Annotated in this window: 26 protein-coding genes; 10 read left to right on the forward strand and 16 right to left on the reverse strand. The window is 67.4% G+C overall.

The window, feature by feature from the left end; genetic code table 11:
• Positions 1-203 precede the first annotated feature (203 nt).
• The 7 genes from AC07XB_RS35725 to AC07XB_RS35755 all read left to right on the forward strand — a co-directional run bounded on the left by AC07XB_RS35725 (position 204) and on the right by AC07XB_RS35755 (position 8389).
• Positions 204-983 (forward strand): oxepin-CoA hydrolase, alternative type, encoded by a 780-nt coding sequence (locus AC07XB_RS35725; RefSeq protein ID WP_492832459.1) that lies wholly within the window; start codon positions 204-206, stop codon positions 981-983.
• Positions 984-1088: 105 nt separating this feature from the next.
• Positions 1089-1823, forward strand: coding sequence for a histidine phosphatase family protein (locus AC07XB_RS35730; protein WP_492832457.1), 735 nt, complete (start codon positions 1089-1091; stop codon positions 1821-1823).
• A gap of 108 nt (positions 1824-1931) precedes the next feature.
• The gene (locus AC07XB_RS35735; protein ID WP_492376480.1) at positions 1932-3008 is read left to right on the forward strand and encodes a phosphotransferase; all 1077 of its coding nucleotides are present in this window, start codon (positions 1932-1934) and stop codon (positions 3006-3008) included.
• A gap of 274 nt (positions 3009-3282) precedes the next feature.
• Complete coding sequence (locus AC07XB_RS35740; RefSeq protein WP_492832455.1) at positions 3283-4290, forward strand: Bug family tripartite tricarboxylate transporter substrate binding protein; 1008 nt, start codon at positions 3283-3285, stop codon at positions 4288-4290.
• Positions 4291-4428: 138 nt separating this feature from the next.
• Positions 4429-6240: a vWA domain-containing protein gene (locus AC07XB_RS35745; RefSeq protein WP_492832453.1), complete on the forward strand. Its 1812-nt coding sequence runs from the start codon at positions 4429-4431 to the stop codon at positions 6238-6240.
• 98 nt (positions 6241-6338) lie between these two features.
• Positions 6339-6959 carry an RNA polymerase sigma factor gene (locus tag AC07XB_RS35750; RefSeq protein ID WP_492376483.1) on the forward strand — a complete coding sequence of 207 codons (621 nt, stop codon included), beginning with the start codon at positions 6339-6341 and terminating at the stop codon, positions 6957-6959.
• Positions 6956-8389: a hypothetical protein gene (locus tag AC07XB_RS35755; RefSeq protein ID WP_492832451.1), complete on the forward strand. Its 1434-nt coding sequence runs from the start codon at positions 6956-6958 to the stop codon at positions 8387-8389. The genes AC07XB_RS35750 and AC07XB_RS35755 overlap by 4 nt, the downstream gene beginning before the upstream one ends.
• A gap of 25 nt (positions 8390-8414) precedes the next feature.
• Here AC07XB_RS35755 and AC07XB_RS35760 read toward each other — a convergent pair whose 3' ends face one another.
• Positions 8415-9350 (reverse strand): LysR family transcriptional regulator, encoded by a 936-nt coding sequence (locus AC07XB_RS35760; RefSeq protein ID WP_492832449.1) that lies wholly within the window; start codon positions 9348-9350, stop codon positions 8415-8417.
• Between the two features lie 192 nt (positions 9351-9542).
• On the opposite strand from AC07XB_RS35760, the gene AC07XB_RS35765 reads away from it, so the two are divergent.
• Both AC07XB_RS35765 and AC07XB_RS35770 read left to right on the forward strand, forming a co-directional pair.
• Positions 9543-10805 (forward strand): acyl-CoA dehydrogenase family protein, encoded by a 1263-nt coding sequence (locus tag AC07XB_RS35765; RefSeq protein ID WP_492376724.1) that lies wholly within the window; start codon positions 9543-9545, stop codon positions 10803-10805.
• 198 nt (positions 10806-11003) lie between these two features.
• Positions 11004-11696: a glutathione binding-like protein gene (locus tag AC07XB_RS35770; RefSeq protein WP_492807829.1), complete on the forward strand. Its 693-nt coding sequence runs from the start codon at positions 11004-11006 to the stop codon at positions 11694-11696.
• Positions 11697-11729: 33 nt separating this feature from the next.
• Here AC07XB_RS35770 and AC07XB_RS35775 read toward each other — a convergent pair whose 3' ends face one another.
• The gene (locus AC07XB_RS35775; RefSeq protein WP_492832447.1) at positions 11730-12491 is read right to left on the reverse strand and encodes a hypothetical protein; all 762 of its coding nucleotides are present in this window, start codon (positions 12489-12491) and stop codon (positions 11730-11732) included.
• A 464-nt stretch (positions 12492-12955) separates the two neighbouring features.
• On the opposite strand from AC07XB_RS35775, the gene AC07XB_RS35780 reads away from it, so the two are divergent.
• Positions 12956-13345 (forward strand): helix-turn-helix domain-containing protein, encoded by a 390-nt coding sequence (locus AC07XB_RS35780; RefSeq protein ID WP_441633525.1) that lies wholly within the window; start codon positions 12956-12958, stop codon positions 13343-13345.
• Between the two features lie 11 nt (positions 13346-13356).
• Here the strand turns inward: AC07XB_RS35780 and AC07XB_RS35785 are convergent, their stop codons facing one another.
• The 14 genes from AC07XB_RS35785 to urtB all read right to left on the reverse strand — a co-directional run bounded on the left by AC07XB_RS35785 (position 13357) and on the right by urtB (position 26042).
• A complete protein-coding gene (locus AC07XB_RS35785) occupies positions 13357-14376 on the reverse strand; it encodes a threonine ammonia-lyase (RefSeq protein ID WP_492807832.1) in 1020 nt (339 codons plus the stop codon).
• Between the two features lie 392 nt (positions 14377-14768).
• Positions 14769-15398, reverse strand: coding sequence for an urease accessory protein UreG (ureG, locus tag AC07XB_RS35790; protein WP_492807834.1), 630 nt, complete (start codon positions 15396-15398; stop codon positions 14769-14771).
• Between the two features lie 49 nt (positions 15399-15447).
• Positions 15448-16140 carry an urease accessory protein UreF gene (locus tag AC07XB_RS35795; RefSeq protein WP_492376718.1) on the reverse strand — a complete coding sequence of 231 codons (693 nt, stop codon included), beginning with the start codon at positions 16138-16140 and terminating at the stop codon, positions 15448-15450.
• A complete protein-coding gene (locus AC07XB_RS35800) occupies positions 16137-16694 on the reverse strand; it encodes an endonuclease domain-containing protein (RefSeq protein WP_492832445.1) in 558 nt (185 codons plus the stop codon). Before AC07XB_RS35800 ends, AC07XB_RS35795 begins: the two co-directional genes overlap by 4 nt.
• Before the next feature lie 104 nt (positions 16695-16798).
• Positions 16799-17428, reverse strand: coding sequence for an urease accessory protein UreE (ureE, locus tag AC07XB_RS35805; protein ID WP_492832443.1), 630 nt, complete (start codon positions 17426-17428; stop codon positions 16799-16801).
• A gap of 9 nt (positions 17429-17437) precedes the next feature.
• A complete protein-coding gene (ureC, locus tag AC07XB_RS35810; RefSeq protein ID WP_492807838.1) occupies positions 17438-19156 on the reverse strand; it encodes an urease subunit alpha in 1719 nt (572 codons plus the stop codon).
• The gene (locus AC07XB_RS35815; protein WP_492376158.1) at positions 19156-19461 is read right to left on the reverse strand and encodes an urease subunit beta; all 306 of its coding nucleotides are present in this window, start codon (positions 19459-19461) and stop codon (positions 19156-19158) included. The genes ureC and AC07XB_RS35815 overlap by 1 nt, the downstream gene beginning before the upstream one ends.
• A gap of 28 nt (positions 19462-19489) precedes the next feature.
• Positions 19490-20113: a HupE/UreJ family protein gene (locus tag AC07XB_RS35820; protein WP_309403902.1), complete on the reverse strand. Its 624-nt coding sequence runs from the start codon at positions 20111-20113 to the stop codon at positions 19490-19492.
• 20 nt (positions 20114-20133) lie between these two features.
• Positions 20134-20436 carry an urease subunit gamma gene (locus tag AC07XB_RS35825; RefSeq protein ID WP_043351444.1) on the reverse strand — a complete coding sequence of 101 codons (303 nt, stop codon included), beginning with the start codon at positions 20434-20436 and terminating at the stop codon, positions 20134-20136.
• Positions 20437-20502: 66 nt separating this feature from the next.
• Complete coding sequence (locus tag AC07XB_RS35830; RefSeq protein WP_492832441.1) at positions 20503-21375, reverse strand: urease accessory protein UreD; 873 nt, start codon at positions 21373-21375, stop codon at positions 20503-20505.
• A 253-nt stretch (positions 21376-21628) separates the two neighbouring features.
• Positions 21629-22321 (reverse strand): urea ABC transporter ATP-binding subunit UrtE, encoded by a 693-nt coding sequence (gene urtE / locus AC07XB_RS35835; RefSeq protein WP_006156811.1) that lies wholly within the window; start codon positions 22319-22321, stop codon positions 21629-21631.
• 33 nt (positions 22322-22354) lie between these two features.
• The gene (gene urtD, locus AC07XB_RS35840) at positions 22355-23203 is read right to left on the reverse strand and encodes an urea ABC transporter ATP-binding protein UrtD (RefSeq protein ID WP_492376155.1); all 849 of its coding nucleotides are present in this window, start codon (positions 23201-23203) and stop codon (positions 22355-22357) included.
• Positions 23200-24405, reverse strand: a complete 1206-nt coding sequence (gene urtC / locus AC07XB_RS35845) for an urea ABC transporter permease subunit UrtC (RefSeq protein WP_492376163.1) — start codon at positions 24403-24405, stop codon at positions 23200-23202. Before urtC ends, urtD begins: the two co-directional genes overlap by 4 nt.
• On the reverse strand, positions 24405-26042 hold the full coding sequence (urtB, locus tag AC07XB_RS35850) for an urea ABC transporter permease subunit UrtB (protein WP_492376154.1): 1638 nt from the start codon (positions 26040-26042) through the stop codon (positions 24405-24407). The genes urtC and urtB overlap by 1 nt, the downstream gene beginning before the upstream one ends.
• Between the last annotated feature and the right edge of the window lie 37 nt (positions 26043-26079).

Raw genomic sequence — 26079 nt, forward strand, 5'->3', positions numbered from 1 at the left:
ACCGTGCTGCGCAACCTGGAACGCCTGACCGGCGACATGCGCTACCGCCCCAGCCCGTGGCTGTGGCGCCGCGCCGGGCTCGGCCTGTCGCTGCTGGCCGAAGAGCAGTAAGAACCGCGACCGCAGGCTTGTTTCTGGCCTGCGGTCGTTTCGTATCCGACACCGCGTTGCATCGTTGCATTCGCGCATCCGCACAGGCCGCCATGACCGCACAGCTGCTATCCGAACGCGTCGACACCACCCTGGTGCTGACCATCTCGAACCCCGAGGCACGCAACGCGCTGCATCCGGACATCTACGCGGCCTCGCAGGAAGCGCTTGAGCTGGCCTCGCGCGACGACGAAATCCGCGCGGTGGTGATCACCGGCGCCGATGGCGTGTTCTGCGCCGGCGGCAACCTCAACCGCCTGCTCGGCAACCGCGCCAAGCCGCGTGAGGTGCAAGCCGAGAGCATCGAAGTCCTGAACCACTGGATCGAAACGCTGCACGCCTTCCCCAAGCCGATCATCGCCGCCGTGGAAGGCCCCGCCGCGGGCGCCGGCTTCTCGCTGGTGCTCGCCTGCGATTTCGTGGTGGCCGCCAGCGACGCCAAGTTCGTGATGGCCTACGTCAACGTTGGCCTGACGCCTGACGGCGGCGGCTCGTACGAGCTGGCCCGCGCCCTGCCCCGGCAGCTCGCCTGCGAACTGATCATGGAAGGCAAGCCCGTGGATGCCGCGCGCCTGGCGCATTTCGGGCTGGTCAACCGCGTGGTGCCGCCCGGCCAGGCGCTGACCGAAGCCCTGCGCCTGGGCGAATCGCTGGCCACGCGCTCGCCGCACGCCATGGGCCGCATCAAGGGCCTGATCAACCACGCCGCTACCGCCAGCCTGACCGAACACCTGGCGCAAGAACGCGACAACTTCGTGGCCGCGCTGCATCACAAGGATGGCGGCGAAGGCATCGGCGCCTTCCTGGAAAAGCGCAAGCCGAACTACCGCTGAGCCGCCCTGCCCGCCGGGTTCGCCAATGCGCGCACCCGGCCTCGCAATGCCACGCCAACGATGCCCGCGCAGACGGGCACGGCAGCACAAGCACCGGAGACTTGCATGGAATTGCCGCCCTCGCCCCGCCGCCGCGTCTACCTGATGCGCCATGGCGCGGTGACCTACTTCGACGAGACCGGGCGCCCTGCGCTGCCCGAACTGGTGCCGCTCAACGAGACCGGGCGCGAACAGGCCAGCGCGGCTGGCCGAGCCTTTGCCGCCGAGAACATTGGCTTTGACCGCATCATCGTCAGCGGGCTGCCGCGCACGGTGGAAACCGCCGAGCGCGTGCTGGCGGAGTTGCCCGGCATGGCCGATGCCGCGATGGAAACCTGGCCCGAGCTGCAGGAAATCCGCGGCGGCAAGCTGCAAGGCATCAGCGACGACAAGCTGCGCGACGCATTTATTGGCGCCTTTGAAGGCGAAGTGCCCGAAGACAAGCGCTTCCTCGATGGCGAGAGCGTAGGCGAATTCCTCGACCGCGTGCTGCCCGCGCTGCGCCGCCTGCGCGACGACCCGAACTGGGACACCGCCCTGCTGGTCCTGCATGGCGGCACCAACCGCGCCATCCTTTCCCACGCCATCACCTGCGGGCGCCGCGTGTTCTACGGCAGCCTGATGCAAACCGCCGGCTGCATCAATGTGCTCGACGCGGGCGACGATCCGCTGGACTGGGTGGTGCGCATGATGAATTACTCGCCGCCCACGCCCGTGCACAGCGGTTCGCGCCACACCACCATGGAAGTGTTGCTGCATCAATACCTGCGCTTTCGCGACCTGCGCGGGCCGGCCAGCTAGCCACGCCGCACAGAGATAAAGATAAAACAGACAAGACGGACAAGACGGACAAGACAGACGTAATCGAATCTCGGAAAACCCGGAACATACCGAAAACATGGAGACAGCATGAGCACCAACGTTTCGAATTTCGAAGGCACCCGCGAGGTAGCCGAGCAGCAACGCTTTGACCTGGCCGCGCTGGAAGCCTGGATGCGCGAGCATGTTGCCGGCTTTGCCGGCCCGCTCTCCATCGAGCAGTTCAAGGGCGGCCAGTCCAACCCCACCTTCAAGCTGATCACACCTGGCCAGACCTACGTGATGCGCGCCAAGCCGGGCCCCAAGTCCAAGCTGCTGCCTTCGGCCCACGCCATCGAGCGCGAGTACCGCGTGATGGCCGCGCTGGCCGGCACCGACGTGCCGGTGGCCAGGATGTACGCGCTGTGCGAAGACGAAGCCGTGATCGGCCGCGCCTTCTACATCATGGAATTCGTCGCCGGCCGCGTGCTGTGGGACCAGTCGCTGCCCGACATGACGCCGGCCGAGCGCGCCGCCATCTACGACGAGATGAACCGCGTCATCTCCGCGCTGCACACCGTCGACTACAAGGCCATCGGCCTGGGCGACTACGGCAAGCCGGGCAACTACTTCTCGCGCCAGATCGAGCGCTGGACCAAGCAGTACAAGCTGTCCGAGACCGAGAGCATCCCGGCCATGGACTCGCTGATGGCCTGGCTGCCCGAGCATATCCCGCAGGAAGACGCCGATCTCACGTCCATCGTGCATGGCGACTACCGGCTGGATAACCTCATGTTCCACCCCACCGAGCCGCGCGTGCTGGCCGTGCTCGACTGGGAACTGTCCACGCTGGGGCACCCGATGGCCGACTTCGGCTACCACTGCATGAGCTGGCACATTGCCCCGGGACAGTTCCGCGGCATCGCCGGCCTGGACCATGCCGGGCTTGGCATCCCTGACGAGGCCACGTACCGCCGTACCTACGAGCAACGCACCGGCCGGCCGATCACCGGCGACTGGAATTTCTACCTGGCGTTCAGCATGTTCCGGATTGCCGGCATCCTGCAGGGAATCATGAAGCGCGTGGTGGACGGGACGGCTTCCTCCGCGCAGGCCGCGGATGCAGGAAAGCGCGCCCGGCCGATGGCGGAAATGGGCTGGGAGTACGCAAAGAAGGCAAAGCAATAACAATCTGGCAATCTGGCGCTTTGCCGGGATCATCGGAAAACCTCTTCCCCCAGCGCGGGGAAGAGGTTTTTTTACGGGGCAAGTTATCGTATCAGATGATGTGTAGGCCAGTTTTCGGCAACGACTTCACCGCGACTCTCGCCAGGCTCGCCATCCGTCACGCCTGAAATCCTGCCAGAAAATGCCCTGGACCCGCCCAGGACTTCCGGCTATGATCCAACACATACGACAACATACAACACGTACAAAGAAAACAAAGCCGGAGACAACGCCCATGCCAAGCAGCCGCCGCACCTTCCTGACCCAACTCTCGTCCCTCGGCGCAACCGCCACGCTGGGCAGCCTCGGCGCGGCCGGCACGCTGCTGTCGTCGCCGGCGCAAGCCGCCGACTGGCCTACCCGCCCGATCCGGCTGGTTGTGCCCTATCCCGCCGGCGGCTCCTCCGACATCATTGCCCGCCTGATCAGCCGCCAGCTCGGCGAAGCCCTCGGCCAACCCATCGTGGTGGATAACCGCCCGGGCGCCAACGGCAATATCGGCGCCGCCATGGTCGCGCAGGCCGGCACCGACAATCACACGTTGCTGCTGTGCGATGTCGGCGCGCTGGCCATCAGCCCGTCGGTCTACACCAAACTCACGTTCGATCCGGGCAAGGACCTGAAGGGCGTTTCCATGCTGGCGTACTCGCCGCATTTGCTGGTGGTCCATCCTTCGGTGCAGGTCAGCAACCTCAAGGAACTGGTGGACCTGTCCAAGCGCACCCAGCTCAACTTTGCCGTGACCGCCATCGGCAGCGCGCCGCACCTGGCGGGCGTGGCGGTGGCGCAGGCTACCGGCGCGAAGTGGCAATACGTGCCTTACAAAGGCGGTGCGCAGGCGGTGGCCGATACCGTGGGCGGCACCGCCCAGGTGCTGATGAACGGCATGCTGGCGACGCTGCCCCAGGTGCAGGCCGGCAAGCTGAAGGTGATCGCGGTGTCCAAGAAGACCCGCATGCCGCTGGTGGGGCAAGTGCCGACCATTGCCGAGCAAGGGGTGCCAGGCTTCGAGTCGGGCACCTGGCAAGGCGTGATGGCGCCCGCGGGCATGCCCGATGCGCTGGTGGCACGCATCAGCAGCGAACTGATCCGCATCATCCGCTTGCCGGACGTGCGCGCGCAGCTCGCCGGCCAGGGTGCGGAAGTGGTGACCATGACGCCGCCGGAGACGAACAAGTTCTTCAGCGCCGAGCGTGCGCGCTGGGCCACCGTGGTGAAGCAGGCCGACATCCGGCTCGACTGACCCGCGTGCCGGGCCTGCCGGGTCTTGGCGAGTTCTGATTTTTTTGATCGCGCTTAACCCCTTGCGCCAGGCTGCCTCGTTTCACTGACAGCGCCCTGCCGCCGGCATCGCCGGCGCGGCCCTTCAGGAGAAAAGCACATGCTTAAGCGCTTGGGAGCCTTGGCCATTGCCTTTGCGGTGGCCGCTTGCGGTGGTCATTCCACCACAGCCTCCACCCCGCCGGATTTGCCCGCGCGCGCCGACAACGCGCCACCGGCCACGCAGCCGGTGGCAACTCCCCCGGTTGCGCCGGTTGCCCCGGCCGCTCCCGTGCAGTCCGTGGCCACCGTGCCGACGGCAGAAGCCCGCGACACCGCATCTGCCGCCAAGGAGGCGGTCGCCGGCGCCGTGGCCAATGCATACGCGCCTGCCATGCGCGCCATGCCTGCGGCGCCCATGACCCTGATGGCACGCCCCATGCCCTACCCGCAGCCGCAGCCTGGGCCAGACCGTGAGCGCTATGGCGCCATCGACGAGAACGGCGTGCAGCAGGTAGCGCAAGCGCCTGTCTCCACCTTCAGCATCGACGTCGACACCGGCAGCTACAGCAATGTGCGCCGCCTGCTCAATGCCGGCCGCCTGCCGCCGGCCGACGCGGTGCGCGTGGAGGAAATGGTCAACTACTTCCCGTACGACTACGCGCAGCCGCGCGATGGCCGCCCCTTTGCCGTGCACGCTGACGCCGCGCCCGCGCCATGGCAAGCGCGCAACGTGCTGCTGCGCATCGGCATCAAGGCCGCCGACGCGGCACGCGACAGCCTGCCGCCGGCCAACCTGGTCTTCCTGGTCGATGTGTCGGGGTCGATGTATTCGCCCGACAAGCTGCCGCTGCTGAAGTCCTCGCTCAAGCTGCTGACCAACGCGCTGCGCGCGCAGGACCGCATCACGCTGGTGACCTACGCCAGCGGCACGCGCGTGGTGCTGCCGCCGACGCCAGGCAGCGACAAGGCTACCATCTCGTCGGCCATCGATTCGCTGGTAGCGGGCGGCTCGACCGCCGGCGCGAGCGGCATCGCGCTGGCCTACCAGGCTGCGCAGCAGAGCTTTATCGCGGGCGGCATCAACCGCGTGCTGCTAGCCACCGATGGCGACTTCAACGTGGGCATCACCGACTTCCGCCAGCTCAAGGCCCTGGTCGCGGAGAAGCGCAAGTCCGGCGTTTCGCTGTCCACGCTGGGCTTTGGCACCGGCAACTACAACGACCAGCTGATGGAGCAACTGGCCGACGCGGGCGACGGCGCCTACTCGTACATCGACAACCTGATGGAAGGCCAGAAGGTGCTGGCCGAGGAGTTCAGCTCCACGCTGGCGACGGTGGCGCGCGACGTCAAGATCCAGGTCGAGTTCAACCCCGCCACGGTCAAGGAATACCGCCTGATCGGCTATGAAAACCGCGCGCTCAAGCGCGAGGATTTCAACAACGACCAGGTCGACGCCGGCGACATCGGTGCCGGCCACACCGTGACAGCCCTCTATGAGCTGACGCTGGCGGGCCAGCCCGGCCTGATCGACCCGCTGCGCTACCAGCCGGCGAGCCCTGCCGCCCAGCCAGGCAAGGGCGCCGCTGGCGAGCTGGCCCACATCAAGCTGCGCTACAAGCTGCCGCAGGCGCAAGCCAGCGAGCTGATCGACCTGGCCGTGCAGGACAGCGCGGTGCGGCCGCTGGCGCAGGCCGACGACGCCATGCGCTTCGCCGCGGCGGTAGCCGGCTTCGGCCAGATACTGCGTGGCGGCAATCATGTCAACGGCTGGACCTACGCCGACGCGCGCACCCTGGCGCTCGGCGCGCGCGGCGCCGACCGCTTTGGCTACCGCGGCGAGTTCATCAAGCTGGTCGACCTGGCGCAGGCCCTGTCGACGCGCGCACCGCTGGCACAAGGCGGCGAGCCTGCCAGGGAGCCGCCACGCTGAGGCCGCCTCGCCCACCATCCGCCGGGTTGCCCGCGCGCAGGCACCCGGCACCGACAGCCCCTCGCAGCGGCGCGCGGGGCTGTCATATACTCCCGCGCATGCATGCCCCCTCACCTGGCGCCCCGCCCTCCCCATCCTCTGCCGGACTGTCCGCGCTGCCGGATACCGACCTGATGCTGCTGGTCGCCAACGGCCTGATCGAGCAGCCGGTGGCCGAGCTGTTCCGCCGCCACAACGCGGCGCTGTACAACTACGTGGCCTGGCTTTGCCAGGGCAACACCAGCGAGGCCGAGGACGTGACCCAGAAGACCTGGGTCAAGCTGATGACCCGCTGCGCGGACTACCAGCCCAGCGCGGCCCTGCGCACCTTCCTGTTCCAGATCGCGCGCAATACCTGGCTGGACCAGTTGCGCGGCGCCTACGAGCGCCAGCGCGACACGCTCGACGAGACGCATCTCGCCATGCCTGCCGACGACCTCAGCCCCGAGGCCGAGGCGCAGTTGCGCCAGAACCTGCAGGGCGTGCGGCAAGCGCTGCTGGCGCTGCCGGCGGCGCAGCGCGAGGTGATCGTGCTGCGCTTCTTCAGCGAGATGAGCGTGGAGGACATCGCCCTGACGCTGGGCGAGAAGTTCGAGACCATCAAGAGCCGGCTGCGCTACGCCTTTGCACGGCTGCGCGAGAACCTGGTGGCCACGCCATCGCAGGAGCGGCTGCCATGAGCGCGGACGAACGCTTCATCGCCGGCGAGGACCGGCTCGCGGCATTGTTGCGCGAGTTGCCCGCTTTTGTACCGCCGGCCTCGCTGGAGGCCTCGGTGATGGCTGCGGCGCGTGCGGAGCAGGCGGCGCGCAACGCGCCAGCGCCGCTGCCGCCAGCCTCGCTGCCGGCCAAGGTCCGGGCCTACGCCGAACAAGCCGAGGCGCCCGCCGACGATGACGATCTGGATTTCACGCCGCCGGCGGGATTGCAGGCAGCGGTCATGGCGCAAGCCGCGCGGATGCAAGCGGCGCAGGCCACGCGCCGCAATGCCGTGCTGGAGGAAATCCGGCGCGGCGACGTGCCGCAAAGCGTGCTCGGCGCGCCTGTCAGCGAGGCGGCGCAGGCGTGGCTGCGCGAGCAGGCGCTGCCCGCACAACCGGCCGCCGGCGCAGAGCCAACTGGCAAGCCGCCCCGTGCCCGCCCCGCACGGCGCTGGTGGCCCGCGCTGGGCGCGCTCGCCGCCACCCTCGGCGTGGGCGTCTTGTCACTGCAGATCGTCATGCGCCAGCTTGACCTGCGCCACGGCGAAATCACGTTACCCGCCCAAGCCCCGGCCCCCGTGGCGGACACGGCGGCAAACAAGACGGCAAAGCAGGCGGAACCCGCCAAGCCGGTTGCACAAGCGGCGGTGCAGCCAGCGGCTCCGGCCCCGGCTCCAGCTCCGCAAGCGGAATCCGCGGGACAGCCGGCATCGCCGCGCGCGGATGCGCCAGTGCCTCCGTCCGACACTCAAGCCGCTCATGCCGCACAGCCTGCGCCTGCACCGGCCCGCCCCCCCGCCGAGGCACAGGCCAAGGCCGCGCCTCGCGAGCCGGACCGGCTAGCGGAACAGCGTGCACCTGCATCCAGGGAAAGCGCAGCGGGCGCGACCGGCTCACTCTCTGCCGGAGCGCCTCCCGCCGCAGCGGCAGCGCCTGCGGTACCTGCCCCGGCACCCATGGCGCCGATCGCGCCGATGGCTGCCATTGCGCCGCCAGCCCCGATCGCCCCCATCGCCCCACCGGCGCCAGCGCCCACCATCGATGCACCCAGGTTGGCACTGCGCGCCAGCCCGTCGCAGCAGGCCGATGCGGCACGCGCACCCGCGCCTGCCGCACGCGTGCAAAGGGTGGGAACGTTGACGATGAGCTTGCGGGAAGAACCTCAGCTAGCGGTGGAGCGCTTGCTATCCGCCCCGTCGGGGGCCGAGCCCGCCGCCGGGGCGCAGCTGGCGCTGCGTGTCACGGCGTCGGCGCCGGCCAGCCCCGAGGTCAGGGCGTGGGTCGAGCGGCTATGGCAGGCGGTGCCGGCGCAATACCGGCCGCCGCTGCCCTATGCGGTGCAGGCCGACAGCACATTGCCGCCAGCCACCGTGCGCATCGAGCGCCAGGCCGATAGCGCATCCTGGTAGGCGCAGGGGACGAGGCTCGGCGCGCTCAGTCCAGGGCCACCTCGCCCACACCGCCGCCGAGCGAGTTGATCACCGCCAGCAGTTGCTCGCGCAGCCAGCGATTGGCGCCATCATTCTCGCCGCCGGCATGCCAGTAAAGGTGCAGTTCCAGCGTAGGCACCTTGAAGGGCAGCGAGAGCAAGCGGTTGGCATATGGCTCGTTGGCGATGCGCGCGTAGCGCAGCGGCAGCGTGGCCAGCAAGTCGGTGCAGCTCACCACCCGGCAGGCCGCGGCGTAATGCTGGCAGCGCAACCGCACCCGGCGCGTCAGGCCCATGCGGTGCAGCGCCTGGTCTTCCAGGCCGGCCCCGCGCCGGCGGGACGACACATGCACGTGCTCGGCGGCCAGGTAGCGCTCCAGCGTCAGCTCCTTCTTCATCAGCGGATGGTCGCGGCGGGCCAGCACCACCATCGGGTCGGCCATGAAGGGCGTGTGATGGATGGCCGGCGACACCGGCAGCAAGATATCGATGGCCGCGTCGAGCGTGCCGGCCAGCAGTTCCGACTCCATCTCGCGCCGGTCGAAGCGGATCGCCGCGATCTCCACCTGCGGCGCCATCGCGGTCACGCGGGCCATCAGGGGCGGCAGCAGGGTGGACTCCAGCGCATCGCGCATGCCAATGGTGAAGCGGCGCACCGTGGCCGCCGGATCGAAATGCGGCGTGTCCTGCAAGGTGCGGGCAAAGGACTGCAGGGCCGTGCGCACCTCGGCGGCCAGCGAGCGCGCCAGCGGCGTGGGTGCCATGCCCTGCCCCCGCCGCTCGAATAGCGGGTCGTCAAACAAGAGGCGCATGCGCCCCAGCGCGTGGCTGACCGCGGGCTGGGTCAGGTTAAGCTGGCGGGCGGCGGCCGTGATGCTGCCTTCGCTATAGATAGCGTCGAACACCACGAAGAGATTCAGGTCGATGCGGGATAGCTGCATGATGGGCATTCTGGCATGGAATGCACGGTATTGATACTGGCAAATCCAGAAAATTCATTTTTCTAATTACCTGGATTGCGGTACAGTCCTCTCCAGTCGGCGCAAACCGCGTCCGCCGGTGCCGGAAACGGCCCACCGCAACCCGCGGCGGCCCAACCGATGCCGGCCTCATTCAGAGGTGGAGGAGACAACATGCAATTCGAGTACACCCCCAAGGTCAAGGAAATGCAGGCTCGCCTGCTGGCCTTCTTCGACAAGCACATCTATCCGAACGAGAAGCGCTTCTACGCCGAGATCCAGGCCAACCGCCAGGCCGGCAACGCCTGGGTCCCGACCAAGGTGATCGAGGAACTCAAGCCGCTGGCGCGCGAAGCCGGCCTGTGGAACCTGTTCCTGCCCCATTCCAAGCGTGCCCCGGAAGGCCTGTCCAACCTGGAATACGCACCGCTGTGCGAGATCATGGGCCGGGTGCCCTGGTCGGCCGAAGTCTTCAACTGCGCGGCGCCCGATACCGGCAACATGGAGACGCTGGAGCGCTACGCGTCGGAAGAACTCAAGGACAGGTGGCTGGAGCCGCTGCTGCGCGGCGAGATCCGCTCGGCCTTCCTGATGACCGAGCCGGCCGTGGCTTCGTCGGACGCCACCAATATCTGCTGCAGCATCCGCCGCGATGGCGACGAATACGTGATCAACGGCACCAAGTGGTGGTCGTCGGGCGCGGGCGATCCCCGTTGCGAGGTCTATATCGTGATGGGCAAGACCGACCCGGAAGCGGGCCGTCATGAACAGCAATCGATGATCGTGGTGCCGGCCGATACCGCGGGCATCACCATCAAGCGCTTCCTGCCGGTGTTCGGCTACGACGACGCGCCGCACGGCCACATGGAGATCGAGCTGAAGGACGTGCGCGTGCCGGCAGCCAACATCCTGCTGGGTGAAGGCCGCGGCTTCGAGATCGCCCAAGGCCGCCTCGGCCCGGGCCGCATCCACCACTGCATGCGCAGCATCGGCGTGGCCGAGCGCGCGCTGGAACTGCTGTGCAAGCGCGCCCTGTCGCGCGTTGCATTCGGCAAGCCGGTGGCCGCCCAGGGCGTGACGCGCGAGCGCATCGCCGAAGCCCGCTGCGAAATCGAAATGGCGCGCCTGCTGACGCTCAAGGCCGCCTACATGATGGACACCGCCGGCAACAAGGTGGCCAAGGCCGAGATCGCCATGATCAAGGTCGTCGCCCCCAACATGGCGCTGAAGGTGATCGACTGGGCCATCCAGGTGCACGGCGCCGCTGGCGTCTCTGACGAATTCCCGCTGGCCAACTGGTGGGCGCACCAGCGCACCCTGCGCCTGGCCGACGGCCCGGACGAGGTGCACCGCAACGCCATCGCCAAGCTGGAGCTGGCCAAGCACATGGGCGTGAGCCCGGACGACATCAGCATGCCGGTGGCACGCGGCTTCTAAGCCGCAACGATCCGCAATCCGCCACAAGCGGCCACAACCGGCCACAACCGGTCTCACCGCCGGCCCTGCTGGCAACATGGAAAACGCGCAGCCAGTCTGCGCGTTTTTTTCTTCTGTGCTTAAATCGCGCGGTTCGCCGCGCCAGTGGTTGATGTGGCGATTCACCGATTGCACGATCGCAGCCAGGAGCCCTTCCCGATGATCGACGTCTACAGCTGGCCCACGCCCAACGGCCACAAAATCCACATCATGCTCGAGGAGTGCGGCCTCCCGTACAAGGTCCACCCCATCAATATTGGCGCCGGCGACCAGTTCGGCGAGGACTTCCTCAAGATCAGCCCGAACAACAAGATCCCGGCCATCGTCGACCCCGATGGCCCGGACGGCAAACCCATCTCGCTGTTCGAGTCCGGCGCCATCCTGCTTTACCTCGCCGGCAAGACCGGCAAGTTCCTGCCCGAGGACGTGCGCGGCAAGTACGACGCGCTGCAATGGCTGATGTTCCAGATGGGCGGCGTCGGCCCGATGCTGGGCCAGGCGCACCATTTCCGCATGTATGCGCCACAGCAGATCGAGTACGCCATCAACCGCTACACCAACGAGGCCAAGCGCTTGTACGGCGTCATCGACAAGCAACTGTCGGAACATGCCTGGCTGGCTGGCAGCGAATACTCCGTGGCGGATATCGCGACCTTCCCGTGGCTGCGCAGCTGGCAGAACCAGGGTGTGGAGCTGGACGACTATCCGCACCTGAAGCGCTGGTTCCTTGAGATCGCCGAGCGGCCCGCCGTGCAGCGCGGTGTCGCGGTGCTGGCACAGGAACGCAAGCCGCTGAGCGGCGACAAGGAACGGGAAATCCTGTTCGGCGCCACGCAGTACCAGCGCCGCTGAGCAGCCCGTCAGCGCGGCCATGGCGCCAGGCGGTCAATGGAGGGAAACCACCTGCATCTCGCCAGCGCCGGCCACGCGCGCCGGCGCCTGCAGGCAGCACAGCAGGCTCGCCACGGGATGCAGCGCGTCGATCCGGTACGCCTCATCGGGATCCGGCGCGAAGACCATGCCGGGCTGCAGGTACGCCACCTGCCGCTCGACGTGCGGCCATGGCGAATGCCACTGCAGGCATAGCGTGCCCGCATGGCAGGCCGCCCAGTTCAGCCCGCCCGCGCGCAGGCGCAGCGCCCATTCAGGCTCGCCCTCGGCCAGCGAGACAAAAGCCGCATTGGCGCGCGGCACGCCATCCGCACCGCGCTGTGCGCCATCGGCCCGCCAGAAATCCGCCTGGCCCACGGCAAAGGCATCGTAGCTGCTGGTCACGCCCGCTCCCACCAGCCCGACGGCATTCGGGTCCAGGATCGCACGGATCAATACCGTGTCCTGCAGCACCGCCAGATGCACGCGCTCGGCCTGGCGCAGCGCATAGACGCCGCCCGCCGACACCAGCACCGGCTCGCCACCCACCGGGGTCAGCTTGATCGTGCCGTGCAGGCAAGCCCACCACTCGGCACGCGTGGTGACAATGCCGGACTGCATCGCGCCTTGGCGCAAAAAGACGTAGTCCCCGCTGCTGCCCAGGCCAGCGGCTTCCGGCACCACCCTCACCTGCAGGCCCACGCGCAACTGCGACGCGGTTCCGCCTGTCAGGATTTCGCCACGCATCTGCGCGTCGAACAACGAAAAAATACGCATGGCACTCACTCTCCACGTAATGGAAAAATACAGCGCCGCGCTTCCCCGGGGATTTGAGTGCCTCTATGTCGAGGTCGTAATCTTTTTTGGCCTGGTGCTTCGCTGCTTTAACAAGATGCCGAGGCGGGGCGCCTCTTTCCTTGTGGCTGCGAAACCCATTCGTAACATTTGGACAAGCTTTTACCCTTCGCCGGCGGGCATCATCCGCAGGTTGCCGGCGACGCATTGGCGCCGCGCTTCGTCCGGCATGCAAGGACGTCCGGCGACGTCCGGCGACGTCCGGCGACGTCCGGCGACGTCCGGCGACGTCCGGCGACGTCCGGATACATGGGATTACATGCGAGGACATGCGAGGGCATGCGGCGAGTGCCAGGTCAGTGACCTATAGTGCGTACTACTATAAGGCGTCGCTACAAAGAGGTCAAACCCTTAGCCTCGATCCGTTCTCAATCACGTACAGAGCCATGGTCGCCGATCCTCTCAAGCGCTTCGGGCTGCACCTTGCCGAGCTGCGCAAACAGCGTGGCTGGTCACAGGAAAAGCTCGCTCTCGAAAGCGGCATGGCGCGCTCCTACCTCAGCGGCATCGAGCGCGGCGTGCGCAATGTCTCCTTGATCAATATCTGCGCGCTGGCCGGCACGCTGGGCGTGGACGCCAGCGAGATGCTCAACTTCAGCGAGGCCGACAGCGGCGGCCGCGGCGGCGCGCTCGTGCTGGAACAACGCTGCGCCGAGTTCAACATCACGCCGGCACAGCGTGTCACGGTGCGCCATATGGCCTTGATGACCGATGCAGAGCAGGACGTGATCGCATCGGTGGCACGCACGATCGCCGTCCGGGCCATGCAGGCCTGACGGCGCCGGATTCAGCTAGCGCAGGCGGGCTCGTCCACTGCCAGCAGTTCGGCAAAGCGCGCTGCGTCGAGATTGGACCCGCACACGATCAGCGCGACCTTCTTGCCCGCCAGTGTCTGGCGCAGGGGCCCCAGCAGCGCCGCGGTGGACACCGCGGTAGCCGGTTCCGTGGCCAGCTTCATGTCGCGATAGAGGATGCGCATGGCCGCGCGTATCGCCTCGTCTGAGACGCGCACCATGCCGTCGACAAACTGGCGGCACACGCCGTAGCTGTAGTCCAGCGCATAAGGCGCGCCCAGGCTGTCGGCAACCGTCGTGACGCGCTCCAGCGTTTGCGGCCGCCCGGCCTCGAAGCTGCGGTTCATGGCATCGGCGCCATCCGGCTCGACCCCATAGACCCGGCAAGCCGGATTGATCTGCTTGACCGCCGCGGCAATGCCGCCGCACAGGCCGCCACCGCCTACCGGCACCACCACCGCATCCAGCCCAGCCACCTGGCGCATCAGCTCAAGCCCGACCGTCGCGGTGCCCTGCGCGATCAGCGGGCCATCGTAGGGGTGCACCATGGTGCGGCCTTCGTCGGCCACCAGCTGCAGCGCGTGGTCAAAAGCGGCATGCACGTCCGGCAGCAACAGCACCTCGGCGCCTGCCTCGCGGCAGGCCGCCACGCGCGCGGGGCTGGCGGTGGCCGGCATGGCCAGCTTGGCGCCGACGCCGGCCACCTTGGCCGCGTAGGCCACCGCCATGGCATGGTTGCCAGCGCTGGCCGCCACCACGCCGCGCGCCCGCGCAGAGGCATCCATGTGCTCGATGCTGTTGAGCGCGCCACGTACCTTGAAGGTGCCGGTGAGCTGGAACAGTTCCAGCTTGAGCCAGACCTCGGTACCGGCATCGAGTTGCAGGGCCGCCCCGGTCTGCCAGCGCCACACGGGTGTCTCCAGCACCTTGCCTTGCAGGCGCCGCGCGGTGCTCTGGATTTCGGTCAGCAAGGGATAGCGGGCGTGCGCGCGCAGGTCTGAAAGATCGGACATCGGGTGTTCTCCATCGAATCGGTTGGTCGCGTGCAAGCCCCTATGGCCGTGCACGGCAAGGGAGGGACCACGGGCCACCAAGCACCAGCCAAAGCCGCAGCTCAGCGACCCCGGATAATTCGAATAATGGAGAACGAGAAGGAAATCGACGACGCGCCGGACGTGCAGGCAACCCCGACCGGCAGCTCGGCACCCACGCATGCAGCAGCGCCACCGGTATCGGTGGTACGGCACAGCGAAGAAGGGGCGAGCGCTTGGAACGTCATGGAGCGGCAAGTATGCCACAACCCGCGGCGCCGTGGCGGCATGCGTGCGCGTGGCTGTCGCGCGCGCCCTGCTTCCTGTGCGTGCTCGCACGCCGCCGTTGAAGACGCGGTCGCGGCAGCCCGGCGTTACACGCCCAGCATGCCCTGGCGCTCGATGAATGCGATCACCTCAGCCAGCCCCTGCCCCGACTTCACGCTGCCCATCACAAACGGGCGCGCGCCACGCATCTTGCGCGCATCGCTTTCCATCACGTTCAGGTTGGCGCCAACATAAGGGGCCAGGTCGGTCTTGTTGATCACCAGCAAATCAGACTTGGTGATGCCCGGTCCGCCCTTGCGCGGGATCTTCTCGCCGCCGGCCACGTCGATCACGTAGATGGTCAGGTCCGACAGCTCCGGGCTGAAGGTGGCCGCCAGGTTATCGCCGCCGGACTCGATGAAGACGACGTCGGCATCGGGAAACTTGCCCAGCATGCGCTCGACCGCTTCCAGGTTGATCGAGGCATCCTCGCGGATCGCGGTGTGCGGGCAGCCGCCGGTTTCCACGCCCATGATGCGCTCCGCCGGCAAGGCGCCGGAGATGGTCAGCAGGCGCTGGTCTTCCTTGGTGTAGATATCGTTGGTGATGGCGACCAGGTCATAGCGCTCGCGCATGGCCTTGCACAGCATCTCCAGCAAGGTAGTCTTGCCGGAACCGACGGGGCCGCCCACGCCGACGCGCAACGGGGGATTCTTCTTGGTACGAGCCTGGGTCATGGTGGACATCTTGTCTTGGGGAATCGTTTGAATGCTGCCGTGGTTCGCTTCAGGAACGGAACAGCCGCGAGTACTGCGTCTCATGGCGCGCAGACAGCAGCCCCAGCATCGGGGAAAAAGTGGACAGCTGCGGTGGCTCGGCAGCGGCGCGCCGCACGGCCTCGTCGACAGTCTCCAGCACCGCGGGATGCAGCCGGCGCAGGATGTGCTGCCCGGCCACCTGCCCCAGCGGCACCGCCTTGAGCGCCGCCGACACCTGGTTCTCCGCCCAGCTGAAGCAATAAGCCGCCAGGCCGTCGCGCTCATTCACGTCCAGCGCCACGCAAGCCGCGGCAAAGGCGGTAGGCAGGCACACCGGCGACAACGCTGCCAACTGCGCGCGCAGTGCGGCATCGCCCCACGCCATCTGCGCCACCAGCCGCGCCAGCGACCAGCCCATCTGCTCGGTCTCCAGCCGCAACTCGGCGCTTTCGCGCGTGGCATGGAACCAGTCGTTCCATTCGGCCAGCCGCGCTGCATCCAGCGTGCGCCAATGGCGATACAGCAGCAGCCACACGGGCGCTTCGCACTGCGCCTGCACGTCCAGCAGGTTGCTGCGCACCCACTGCTCCGCGCTGCCGGCATCGCGCACCATGCCGCACTCGATGGCAGCCTCCAGCCCTTGCGAATAGCTGAAGCCGCCGATCGGCAGCGCCGGCGAGGCGAGGTGCAGCAGGGAGATGAGTTGGGCGAGCTGGGTCATGGGCGCTTGCGCATAAGGCGCTGACTTGCGTCGCCCGGGGGCTCGGAGGCCGCAGGCTTCGGCGAGCGCCCGCCCTCTCCCCCCACCCCTCTCCCGCGAGCGGGAGAGGGGAGCGTTGGCGAAGTCGACGATATCGATCTAGCATGCTCCGATGCGCAGCCGGTTTGCTCCCCTCTCCCGCCTGCGGGAGAGGGGCTGGGGGAGAGGGCGGGCGCATCCATATGCCCCAGCTCCAAAACTACCTCACGCACTCTTTCCAGCACGGCATCCGTTTGCGCCAGCACTTCGTTATTCCAGAAACGCAGGAGCGTATAGCCGCTGCGCTTGAACCACGCGTCGCGCGCGCCATCGGACGCATCGCCGTGTTGCCCGCCGTCAGCCTCGATCACCAGCTTCAATTCCATGCACACAAAGTCGGCAATAAAAGGACCGATCTGCTTCTGGCGCCTGAACTTGAGGCCCATGAAGCGATAGGCGCGCAGGCGATACCAGAGTCGCTGCTCGGCATCGGTCTGGCTGGCACGGAGCAACTTGGCGAACTGGGGCTTCGGCACCCGCTCGCCCTCCTCCCCCTCCCCTCTCACGCAAGCGGGAGAGGGGTGTTCAGGCATCGGAGTTTGGGTGCGCGGTGGCTTGCTCATACGTGTGGGACAAAGCCTCAGTGCTTGTGCCCGCAGCTCTCGTCGTGCACATGCGGCGCGTGGTCGTGGCCATGTTTATCGCCGTGGTCATGACTGTGCGCATGGCCATGATCGTGATCGTGGTCGTGCCCATGGTGCTCATGGAACACCGCCTGCGCCGCGGCATAGTCCTCGGCAAACGTCGCCTCATGCCCATGCTTGTGCCCGCCGCCGTAGGCGCCGGCTTCCGGCTCGAACGGCAGTTCCGCGCGTTCGGCCTGCACGCCGAGGCGGGCCAGCATGTCCGCGAGCACCGGGTCGAATTCCAGGCGCAGGTAGTCGCGGCCCACTTCCACCGGCGTGTGGCGATTGCCAAGGTGGTAGGCCGCGCGCATCAGTGCCTGCGGATCGCTGGCGCCGACTTGCAGCACGGATTCCGGCGCGGCCTGCACTTCGACAAAGACGCCGCCTTCGGTGACCAGCAGGTCGCCGCCGCGCAGCACGGTGCCGCGCGCAAGGAACAGCGCCACTTCTTCGCCGTTGTCGAGGGTGGCGCGCAGGCGGCTTTTGCTGCGCTCGGAAAAAGGCAGCACCAGCTTGGGCGCGCGGCGCACCAGCACGGCGGCGATGCCGTGCGGGGCGGCGAGATGTTTGTCGATCTTTTGCAAAGCGGCCCTTCAGAAGAGGAAATAACGCTGCGCCATCGGCAGTACGGTAGCCGGCTCGCAGATCAGCAACTGGCCGTCGGCCACCACCTGGTAGGTCTCGGGATCCACCGTGACGTTCGGCTGCCAGTCATTGTGCACCATGTCGCGCTTGCCCACGGTGCGCGTGCCTTGTACCGCCGACAGCACCTTGTTCAGGCCGTAGCGCCCGCCCACATCGGCGGCCAGCGCCGCTTGCGAAACGAAGGTCAGCGATGACTTGTGCAGGGCGCGTCCGCCGGCGCCGAACATCGGGCGGTAGTGCACCGGCTGCGGCGTGGGGATCGATGCGTTGGGGTCGCCCATCGCTGCCGCGGCGATCATCCCGCCCTTCAAGATCAGGCTCGGCTTGACGCCGAAGAAGGCCGGCTTCCACAGCACCAGGTCGGCCCACTTGCCGACTTCTACCGAGCCCACCTCGTGCGCGATGCCGTGCGTGAGCGCGGGGTTGATCGTGTACTTGGCGATGTAGCGCTTGACGCGGAAATTGTCATGCCCGCCGCGCGCGTCGTTGGGGTCGCCGGGCAGCTTGCCGCGCTGCGCGGCCATCTTGTGCGCGGTCTGCCAGGTGCGGATGATGACCTCGCCAACCCGGCCCATGGCCTGCGAATCGCTGGAGATCATCGAGAACGCGCCGAGGTCGTGCAGGATGTCCTCGGCGGCAATGGTCTCGCGCCGGATGCGGCTTTCGGCGAAAGCGATGTCCTCGGCGATCGACGGGTCCAGGTGGTGGCAGACCATCAGCATGTCGAGGTGTTCGTCGAGCGTATTGATGGTGTACGGCCGCGTCGGGTTGGTCGACGACGGCAGCACGTTGGGCTCGCCGCACACCTTGATGATGTCGGGTGCATGGCCGCCGCCCGCGCCTTCGGTGTGATACGTATGGATGGTGCGGCCCTTGAACGCGGCCACGGTGGCTTCGACGAAGCCAGCCTCGTTGAGCGTATCGGTGTGGATCGCCACCTGCGTGTCGGTGGCATCCGCCACGCTCAGGCAGTTATCGATGGCCGCGGGCGTGGTACCCCAGTCCTCGTGCAGCTTGAGCCCGATGGCGCCGGCCTCGACCTGCTCCATCAGCGGCCCCGGCAGGCTGGCGTTGCCCTTGCCGAGCAGGCCGATATTCATCGGATAGGCCTCCACCGCCTGCAGCATGCGCTCCATGAACCAGGGGCCGGGTGTGACGGTGGTGGCAAAGGTGCCGGTGGCCGGCCCGGTGCCGCCACCGATCATGGTGGTGACACCGCTCATCAGCGCCTCCTCGATCTGTTGCGGGCAGATGAAGTGGATGTGGCTGTCGATGCCGCCAGCGGTGACGATCATGCCCTCGCCCGCGATCACCTCGGTGCCCGGCCCGACGACGATCGTCACGCCCGGCTGGATGTCCGGGTTGCCGGCCTTGCCGATGGAGGCAATGCGCCCGTCCTTGAGGCCGATGTCGGCCTTGACGATGCCCCAGTGATCGACGATCAGCGCATTGGTGATAACCGTGTCGACGCAGTCCTTGGCCATGCGCTGGCTCTGCCCCATGCCGTCGCGGATCACCTTGCCGCCGCCGAATTTCACTTCCTCGCCGTAGACGGTGAAGTCCTTCTCCACCTCGATGATGAGCCCGGTGTCGGCCAGCCGCAGGCGGTCGCCGGTGGTGGGGCCGAACATCTCGGCATAAGCCTGCCTGGAGATTTTCACGCTCATCACAGCGCTCCCATGATCTTGCCGTTGAAGCCGTAGACGATGCGCGCGCCCGAAAGCGCCACCAGCTCCACCGTGCGGCTCTGGCCCGGCTCGAAGCGCACGGCAGTGCCGGCGGCGATATTCAGGCGGAAGCCGCGCGCGGCCTCGCGGTCAAAATCCAGCGCGGGGTTGGTCTCGTAGAAATGGAAATGCGAGCCGACCTGGACCGGGCGGTCGCCGGTGTTGGCCACCGCCACGCTGACCGTGGCACGGCCGGCGTTCAGTTCGATCTCGCCCTGCGCGGGCATCAGTTCACCGGGGATCATGATGGGTTCCTTGTCGAGGTCAGTGCGCTCAGGCAACCATCAGGCCGACGCCATACAGCGCCACGCCCGCACCGGCCAGCCGTGCCAGCCAGCCCGCGTGGCGGCGCAGCGCGCCGCCCAGGCCGATGCCGGCCGCGTGCAGCACCATCGTGGCCACGCTGAAGCCGCCCACATAGGCCGCTACCGCGGGCAAGGCGCCGGCCGTGGCCGGCAACTCGGATCCGTGCGCATAGCCGTGGAAGACGGCGAAGCCGCCCACGATGGCCATCCCCGCCCATGCCGGCAGTTTGGCGCGCAGTGCCACCAGCAAGCCGATCACCAGCAGCGACGCGGCAATCATCGGCTCCACCAGCGGCAGGCTCATGCCGGCGAGGCCGAGCACCGCGCCAGCCAGCATCAAGGCCACGAAGGCAAAGGGCATGCGCAAGGCTTCGCGCGGCGAGCGGGCACCCAGCGCGCTCCACACACCCACGCCCACCATGGCGAGCAAGTGATCCATGCCAGTAAAAGGATGCAGCAAGCCGGCAAACAGGCTGGCGCCAACGGTGGTGGCGTCATGGCCCGGATGCGCGACGGCGGCGGCGCTGGCGAGCGCCAGCGAAGCGCCCACGGTGGCGAGCCTCACGGCGCGCGAGCGGTTGGAGTGGTTCATGTCTTGACCTCGTGTCTTGTTCAAACGATGGGATGGTGCACGGTGACCAGCTTGGTGCCGTCGGGGAAAGTCGCTTCCACCTGAATATCCGGGATCATCTCGGCCACGCCATCCATCACGTCCTCGCGCGAGAGCACGGTCGTGCCCTCATGCATCAGCTCCGCCACGGAGCGGCCGTCGCGTGCGCCTTCCATGATGGCGGCGGTGATCAAGGCCACCGCCTCGGGATAGTTGAGCTTGAGCCCGCGCGCGCGGCGGCGCTCGGCCAGCAGCGCGGCGGTGAAGATCAACAGCTTGTCCTTCTCTCGCGGAGTGAGTTCCATCTTGGTATTCCCGTTGTTTTTTGTGTTGTCCGTGCGGTGTGCGATGAACAATGCTTGCGTCGGCACCTACGTCGCCCACAGCCTCAGGGGCCTGGCCGGCACACCGTGGATCGGTTCGCGCAGCGCGCTCCACGCCGTGACCATCAAGTGCCTGACCGCTTCCATCTGCGCGCCCAGCACGCGCAGCAGCAGCATCGGCTGGCCGTCCTGCTCGAGCCGCGTCACGCCGGCGCGCAGGTCCGGCCGATACGGCAGCTGCTCGGCCAGCATCTCGGCGAGTTCCTGCGTGGCACCGTCACCTACCGCCCACAGCGTGCCCATGACATTGAGCCCGTCCAGCCCGGCCACCGCCTGGCGCAGCGCAGACGCCGCGTCCAGCTGCGCGCTCTCGATCCACAGCGCGCGCTTGCCGCCGCCCTGCACCCGGGTCTCCATGCCCAGCGTGCCGCGGCTCCAGGTCTCGCCGCTGGCCTGCCGGCCCAGCACGACCGCATCCCAGCCGATCGCGCTGGCACCGGGTGCCACCGTCACGGTGGTGGCAAGGCGCGCGTGCGCGTCATCGAAAACGATGTTCTCCTGCGGCAGCCAGTCCACCCGCGCGCCGGCTTCCAGCGTCAGCGTGACGCGCTGCGCGGCCTCCCGGCCGAGCGACTTGTACCACTTGGTGGCGCCAGGCGTCGCCAGCACCGCATGGGCGCCGGCGCCCACCGTCACGTCGATGTCCAAGCTGTCGCCGCCGGCCACGCCCGCGGGCGGATGCAGGATCACCACGTGGCAGATCGAGCCCTCGGGATAGAGTGGCTTTTGCACCAGCAACGGCCCCTGGTGCCGGCGCTCGACCAGCGCGCTGCGCTCGGCGCGCGCGGCAAAGCGCAGGCGCAGGCTGGCCTCCCATGCGGGTGGCACGGCGAGGGTCGAAGGAAAGTCGGGATGACGCATGAATGTTGGAATGGCGGAGGCAGCCGGCAATGCATCGTGCCCTGGATGCGGGCATCATAGCGCGCAGCCGGGGGCACTGGAAGTGGTATTCGAGGGCGCATTCGAAGCGGCATTCGAAGCGGCATCCGAGGCCGCACTCGAGGCCACAGTCGGGACGGCACCCGATCGGCTGCGGGCAAGCGTCCGTCCTCTCCCGCACAGCGGGAGAGGGGGAACACACCAGCACTACGATCATGCGGCACCGCGTGTCGCATCACACCGCGATGAGCTCCCGCACGCCCTCCTCTTCCATCTTCGCGCCCTCGCCCCTTGCCACCACTTCGCCGCGGCTCATCACCACGTAATGATCCGCCAGGTGCCGGGCGAATTCGTAATATTGCTCCACCAGCAGCACCGTCATGCCGAACTCGTCCACCAGCAGGCGCAGCGCGCGCCCGATGTCCTGGATGATCGAGGGCTGGATGCCTTCGGTCGGCTCGTCCAGGATCAGCAGTTCGGGCTCGCTCATCAGCGCGCGGCCGATCGCCAGCTGTTGCTGCTGGCCTCCGGAGAGATCGCCGCCGCGGCGCTGGCGCATGCTGCGCAACACGGGAAACAACTGGTAGATGCGGTCCGGCACGCCCGACGGGCTCTTGAGGCTGGCCGCGCCGATCAGCAGGTTCTCTTCCACCGTCAGGCGCGGGAAGATCTCGCGGCCTTGCGGCACGTAGGCCAGCCCCGATGCGACGCGCTCATACGGCGGCTTTTTCTCCAGCGCCTGCCCCGCCCAGCTGATACTGCCGCTCTTGGTCGGCACCACGCCCATCAGGCATTTGAGCAAGGTGCTCTTGCCCACGCCATTGCGGCCAAGCAAGGTCGTCAGCTTGCCTTGCGGCACCTCGAAGGTGACGTTGCGCAGGATGTGGCTGCCGCCGTAGAACTGGTTGAGTGCATTGACCTGCAACATAGTCTCGTTCCTTTTTTCGATCCGGCCCTGCGCCTAGCGGCCGAGATAGGATTCGATCACGCGCTCCTCGCGCTTGACGGCGTCGAGCGTGCCTTCGGCCAGCACGCTGCCCTCGGCCAGCACCGTCACCTTGCCCTCATCGCCGGCCAGTGCGGCGACGAACTCCATGTCGTGCTCCACCACCATCATCGAGCAGGTGCCGCGCAGGCTGTTGAGCAGCTTGGCCAGCTGCATGGTTTCTTCATCGGTCATGCCGGCCACCGGCTCGTCCAGCAGCAGCAACTGCGGCTTCTGCATCAGCAGCATGCCGATTTCCAGCCGCTGCTTCTGCCCGTGCGACAGCAAGCCGGCCGGACGATAGGCCTCGTCCTCCAGCCCCGTCAGCGCCAGCGTTTCCTCGATGCGGCGATGCCCTTCGGCGCCCAGGCGCGCGCGCAATGCAGTGAACCAGCGTTTGTCGCCCTTCGTCGCCAGCTCCAGGTTCTCCCACACTTCGTGCTGCTCGAACACGGTAGGCTTCTGGAACTTGCGGCCGATGCCGGTCTGCGCGATCTTGGGCTCGGTCATGCGCATCAGGTCGATGCTCTGGCCGAGGAACACGCGCCCGCTCACGTTGGCGTTGCGCGGCCCGGTCTTGCCGGTGATCACGTCCATCATGGTGGTCTTGCCCGCGCCATTGGGCCCGATCACGCAGCGCAGCTCGCCGTGGTCGATCGACAGCGTAAGCTTGTTCAGCGCGCGGAAACCGTCGAACTGCACGGTCACGTCTTCCAGGTAAAGGATGGGGCCGTGCGAGACGTCGATGACGCCCGGCTCCATGACGCGGCCAAGGCCCGTGGTGCCGCCGCTTTCGGCCTGTTGTGCTCCCAGTGCTGCGTTCATGCTTCCCCTCCGCTGCGGGTGGCGGCCGCCGGCGCATTCGCCGCGTTGCCCGGCGTGGCCTGCGGGCTGGCGCGCAAGGCACGCGCGCGCTTGAGCAGGCCGATCACGCCATCCGGCATGTACAGCGTCACCAGCACGAACATCGCGCCCAGCAGGAACAGCCAGTACTCCGCGAAGTAGGCCGTGAACATGGTCTTGGCGCCGTTGACGATAAAGGCGCCGATGATCGGGCCGATCAGCGTGCCGCGTCCGCCCACGGCCACCCAAACCGCCATCTCGATGGAGTTGGCCGGCGACATCTCGCCCGGGTTGATGATGCCCACCTGCGGCACGTAGAGCGCGCCGGCGATGCCGCACAGCACGGCCGAAAAGGTCCACACGAACAGCTTGTAGCCAAGCGGGTTGTAGCCCGAGAACATCACGCGCATCTCGGCATCGCGGATCGCGGTCACGACCCGGCCGAGCTTGGACGTCACGATGTAGCGGCAGGCGATGAAGCCGGCCAGCAGGGCAAGGAACGTCAGCACGAACAAGGCGGTACGGGTCTGCGGCGCGGCCACGGCAAAGCCGGCGATGCGCTTGAAATCCGTGAAGCCGTTGTTGCCGCCAAAGCCCGTCTCGTTACGGAAGAACAGCAGCATGGCGGCGTATGTCATGGCCTGCGTGATGATGGACAGGTACACGCCCTTGATGCGCGAGCGGAAGGCGAAGAAGCCGAACAGCCACGCCAGCACGCCCGGCACCAGCACCACCAGCAGCATCGCGTAACCGAGATGCTCGGTGCCGTGCCAGAACCACGGCATCTCCTTCCAGTCGAGGAACACCATGAAGTCCGGCAGGTCGCTCTTGTAGACGCCTTCGCGGCCAATGCTGCGCATCAGGTACATGCCCATGGCATAGCCGCCAAGCGCGAAGAACAAGCCGTGGCCGAGGCTGAGAATGCCGCAGTAGCCCCATACCAGGTCCAGCGCGATCGCGGCCAGCGCGAAGCACATGATCTTGCCGATCAGCGTCAGCGCATAGGCCGACAGATGCATGGGATGGCCTTCGGGCACCAGCAGCGCGCACACCGGCACGCCGATGCCCACCACCAGCGCGATCACCAGCAAGGCGGTCCAGCTGCGCCCGGAGAACAGCGGCTGGCGCTCCGGCACGGCCAGCCGGAAACCCGCCGTGGATGGATTCGAGAGTGAAGTCTTCATCATGCCTCCGCGCTGCGCCCTTTGAGCGCGAACAGTCCCTGCGGGCGCTTCTGGATGAAGAGCACAATCAGCACCAGGACAAAGATCTTGGCCAGCACCGCGCCATAGAACGGCTCGATGAACTTGTTGATCAGGCCCAGCCCGAAAGCACCAATGATGGTGCCCGCGAGCTGCCCCACGCCGCCCAGCACCACCACCATGAAGGAGTCGATGATGTAGGCTTGCCCGAGGTCAGGGCCGACATTGCCGATCTGCGACAGCGCGCAGCCGCCCAGGCCAGCGATGCCCGCGCCAAAGGCAAAGGCGTAGCTATCCACCTTCCAGGTGCGCACGCCCACGCAAGCCGCCATGGTGCGGTTCTGCGTGGTGGCGCGCACGAACAGGCCAAGGCGGGTGCGGTTGAGCACGGCCCAGGCCACCGCCACCACCGCCAGCGCAAACACGATGATGACCATGCGGTTGTACGGCAGCACCATGCCGGGCAGCCATTCGATGCCGCCGCTCATCCAGGATGGATTGGCCACTTCCACGTTCTGCGCGCCAAACAGCGTGCGCACCGCCTGCATCAGCAGCAGGCTCACGCCGAAGGTGGCCAGCAGCGTTTCCAGCGGGCGGCCGTAGAGATGGCGCAGCACCAGCCGCTCCAGCACGAAGCCAACCACGGCGGACGCGAGGAACGATGCGGGCAACGCGAACAGCAGGTACCAGTCGAACGCGCTGGCGAAGTGCGCGCGGAACACGCCCTGCACCATGTACGTGGCGTACGCGCCGATCATCAGGAATTCGCCGTGCGCCATATTGATGACGCCGATCAGGCCGTAAGTGATGGCCAGCCCCAGCGCGGCGAGCAGCAGCACGCTGCCCAGGCTCAGGCCGGCAAAGAGGTTGCCGATCAGCTCGGCGCGGCGCTGGTCGCCGCGCAGGGCGTCGAGCGCCTGCTGCGCGGCGCCGCGCAGTTCGGCGTCGGGCTCGCGAAAATTGCCGGCGGCGTCCTTTTCCAGCAGCGGCTGCAACTTCTGGCGGCTCTGCGGATTGCTGTCGCGGCCAAGGATGCGGATGGCTTCGAGGCGATCGTCGCGGCTGCCATCGGCCAGAACGATATTTGCCCAGATCACATCGAGCTTGGTGCGCAGGCCGGCGTCGGCCTCGGCCTTGCGCGCGGCCTCCACCACCGGGCGCGATGCGCTGCCCGGCTGGTCCAGCAGCGTATTGACTGCCTGCGTGCGCACCGCCGCATCGGGCGATTGCAGCAGCGTGCTGCTGGCGGCACTGTCCACCATCGCGCGCAGGCTGTTGTTCAGGGTGAGCGCTTCGAGCGCATCGGGCTTGACCGTGACCGGCGTGCCGCTGATTGCGTCCACCAGCTTGTCGCCGTCCTGGCGCACCATGCCGACGCCGGGCGCATATTGCAGCGTATCGTCCTGCAAGGCCTTGAGGATGGGGCCGGCCTGCGCCACCGGCGCCTTGGTCAGTGCGGTGATCGCGGCGGTCTTGGCGTCGAAGTCGTCTTCGGCCAGCGGCTTCAGGTCGGCCTGCGTGAGCGGCGCGGCCCACAGCGGGCACGCAGCCAGCAGGAGCAGCGCGGCCAGCATGGCGCGCAACCGTGAAGCGAGAGAGAACGATAAGGGTCGGTGCATAAGGTTTGCGAGTCGCGCGCGGCGAAGCACGCGCGTC

The sequence above is a fragment of the Cupriavidus sp. GW821-FHT02F09 genome (assembly GCF_059421605.1).

What these genes read in the sequence shown, in the direction of transcription:
- ureG (WP_492807834.1), bottom strand. Translation starts at nt 15,398, where the DNA reads ATGACCCAGGCTCGTACCAAGAAGAATCCCCCGTTGCGCGTCGGCGTG.
- ureC (WP_492807838.1), bottom strand. Translation starts at nt 19,156, where the DNA reads ATGAGCGTGAAAATCTCCAGGCAGGCTTATGCCGAGATGTTCGGCCCC.
- AC07XB_RS35740 (WP_492832455.1), top strand. Translation starts at nt 3,283, where the DNA reads ATGCCAAGCAGCCGCCGCACCTTCCTGACCCAACTCTCGTCCCTCGGC.
- urtE (WP_006156811.1), bottom strand. Translation starts at nt 22,321, where the DNA reads ATGTTGCAGGTCAATGCACTCAACCAGTTCTACGGCGGCAGCCACATC.
- AC07XB_RS35775 (WP_492832447.1), bottom strand. Translation starts at nt 12,491, where the DNA reads ATGCGTATTTTTTCGTTGTTCGACGCGCAGATGCGTGGCGAAATCCTG.
- urtB (WP_492376154.1), bottom strand. Translation starts at nt 26,042, where the DNA reads ATGCACCGACCCTTATCGTTCTCTCTCGCTTCACGGTTGCGCGCCATG.
- AC07XB_RS35750 (WP_492376483.1), top strand. Translation starts at nt 6,339, where the DNA reads ATGCATGCCCCCTCACCTGGCGCCCCGCCCTCCCCATCCTCTGCCGGA.
- AC07XB_RS35745 (WP_492832453.1), top strand. Translation starts at nt 4,429, where the DNA reads ATGCTTAAGCGCTTGGGAGCCTTGGCCATTGCCTTTGCGGTGGCCGCT.
- AC07XB_RS35820 (WP_309403902.1), bottom strand. Translation starts at nt 20,113, where the DNA reads ATGAACCACTCCAACCGCTCGCGCGCCGTGAGGCTCGCCACCGTGGGC.
- urtC (WP_492376163.1), bottom strand. Translation starts at nt 24,405, where the DNA reads ATGAAGACTTCACTCTCGAATCCATCCACGGCGGGTTTCCGGCTGGCC.
- AC07XB_RS35735 (WP_492376480.1), top strand. Translation starts at nt 1,932, where the DNA reads ATGAGCACCAACGTTTCGAATTTCGAAGGCACCCGCGAGGTAGCCGAG.
- AC07XB_RS35785 (WP_492807832.1), bottom strand. Translation starts at nt 14,376, where the DNA reads ATGTCCGATCTTTCAGACCTGCGCGCGCACGCCCGCTATCCCTTGCTG.
- AC07XB_RS35725 (WP_492832459.1), top strand. Translation starts at nt 204, where the DNA reads ATGACCGCACAGCTGCTATCCGAACGCGTCGACACCACCCTGGTGCTG.
- AC07XB_RS35780 (WP_441633525.1), top strand. Translation starts at nt 12,956, where the DNA reads ATGGTCGCCGATCCTCTCAAGCGCTTCGGGCTGCACCTTGCCGAGCTG.
- AC07XB_RS35730 (WP_492832457.1), top strand. Translation starts at nt 1,089, where the DNA reads ATGGAATTGCCGCCCTCGCCCCGCCGCCGCGTCTACCTGATGCGCCAT.
- AC07XB_RS35795 (WP_492376718.1), bottom strand. Translation starts at nt 16,140, where the DNA reads ATGACCCAGCTCGCCCAACTCATCTCCCTGCTGCACCTCGCCTCGCCG.
- AC07XB_RS35760 (WP_492832449.1), bottom strand. Translation starts at nt 9,350, where the DNA reads ATGCAGCTATCCCGCATCGACCTGAATCTCTTCGTGGTGTTCGACGCT.
- AC07XB_RS35825 (WP_043351444.1), bottom strand. Translation starts at nt 20,436, where the DNA reads ATGGAACTCACTCCGCGAGAGAAGGACAAGCTGTTGATCTTCACCGCC.
- AC07XB_RS35755 (WP_492832451.1), top strand. Translation starts at nt 6,956, where the DNA reads ATGAGCGCGGACGAACGCTTCATCGCCGGCGAGGACCGGCTCGCGGCA.
- AC07XB_RS35815 (WP_492376158.1), bottom strand. Translation starts at nt 19,461, where the DNA reads ATGATCCCCGGTGAACTGATGCCCGCGCAGGGCGAGATCGAACTGAAC.
- AC07XB_RS35830 (WP_492832441.1), bottom strand. Translation starts at nt 21,375, where the DNA reads ATGCGTCATCCCGACTTTCCTTCGACCCTCGCCGTGCCACCCGCATGG.
- AC07XB_RS35765 (WP_492376724.1), top strand. Translation starts at nt 9,543, where the DNA reads ATGCAATTCGAGTACACCCCCAAGGTCAAGGAAATGCAGGCTCGCCTG.
- urtD (WP_492376155.1), bottom strand. Translation starts at nt 23,203, where the DNA reads ATGAACGCAGCACTGGGAGCACAACAGGCCGAAAGCGGCGGCACCACG.
- AC07XB_RS35770 (WP_492807829.1), top strand. Translation starts at nt 11,004, where the DNA reads ATGATCGACGTCTACAGCTGGCCCACGCCCAACGGCCACAAAATCCAC.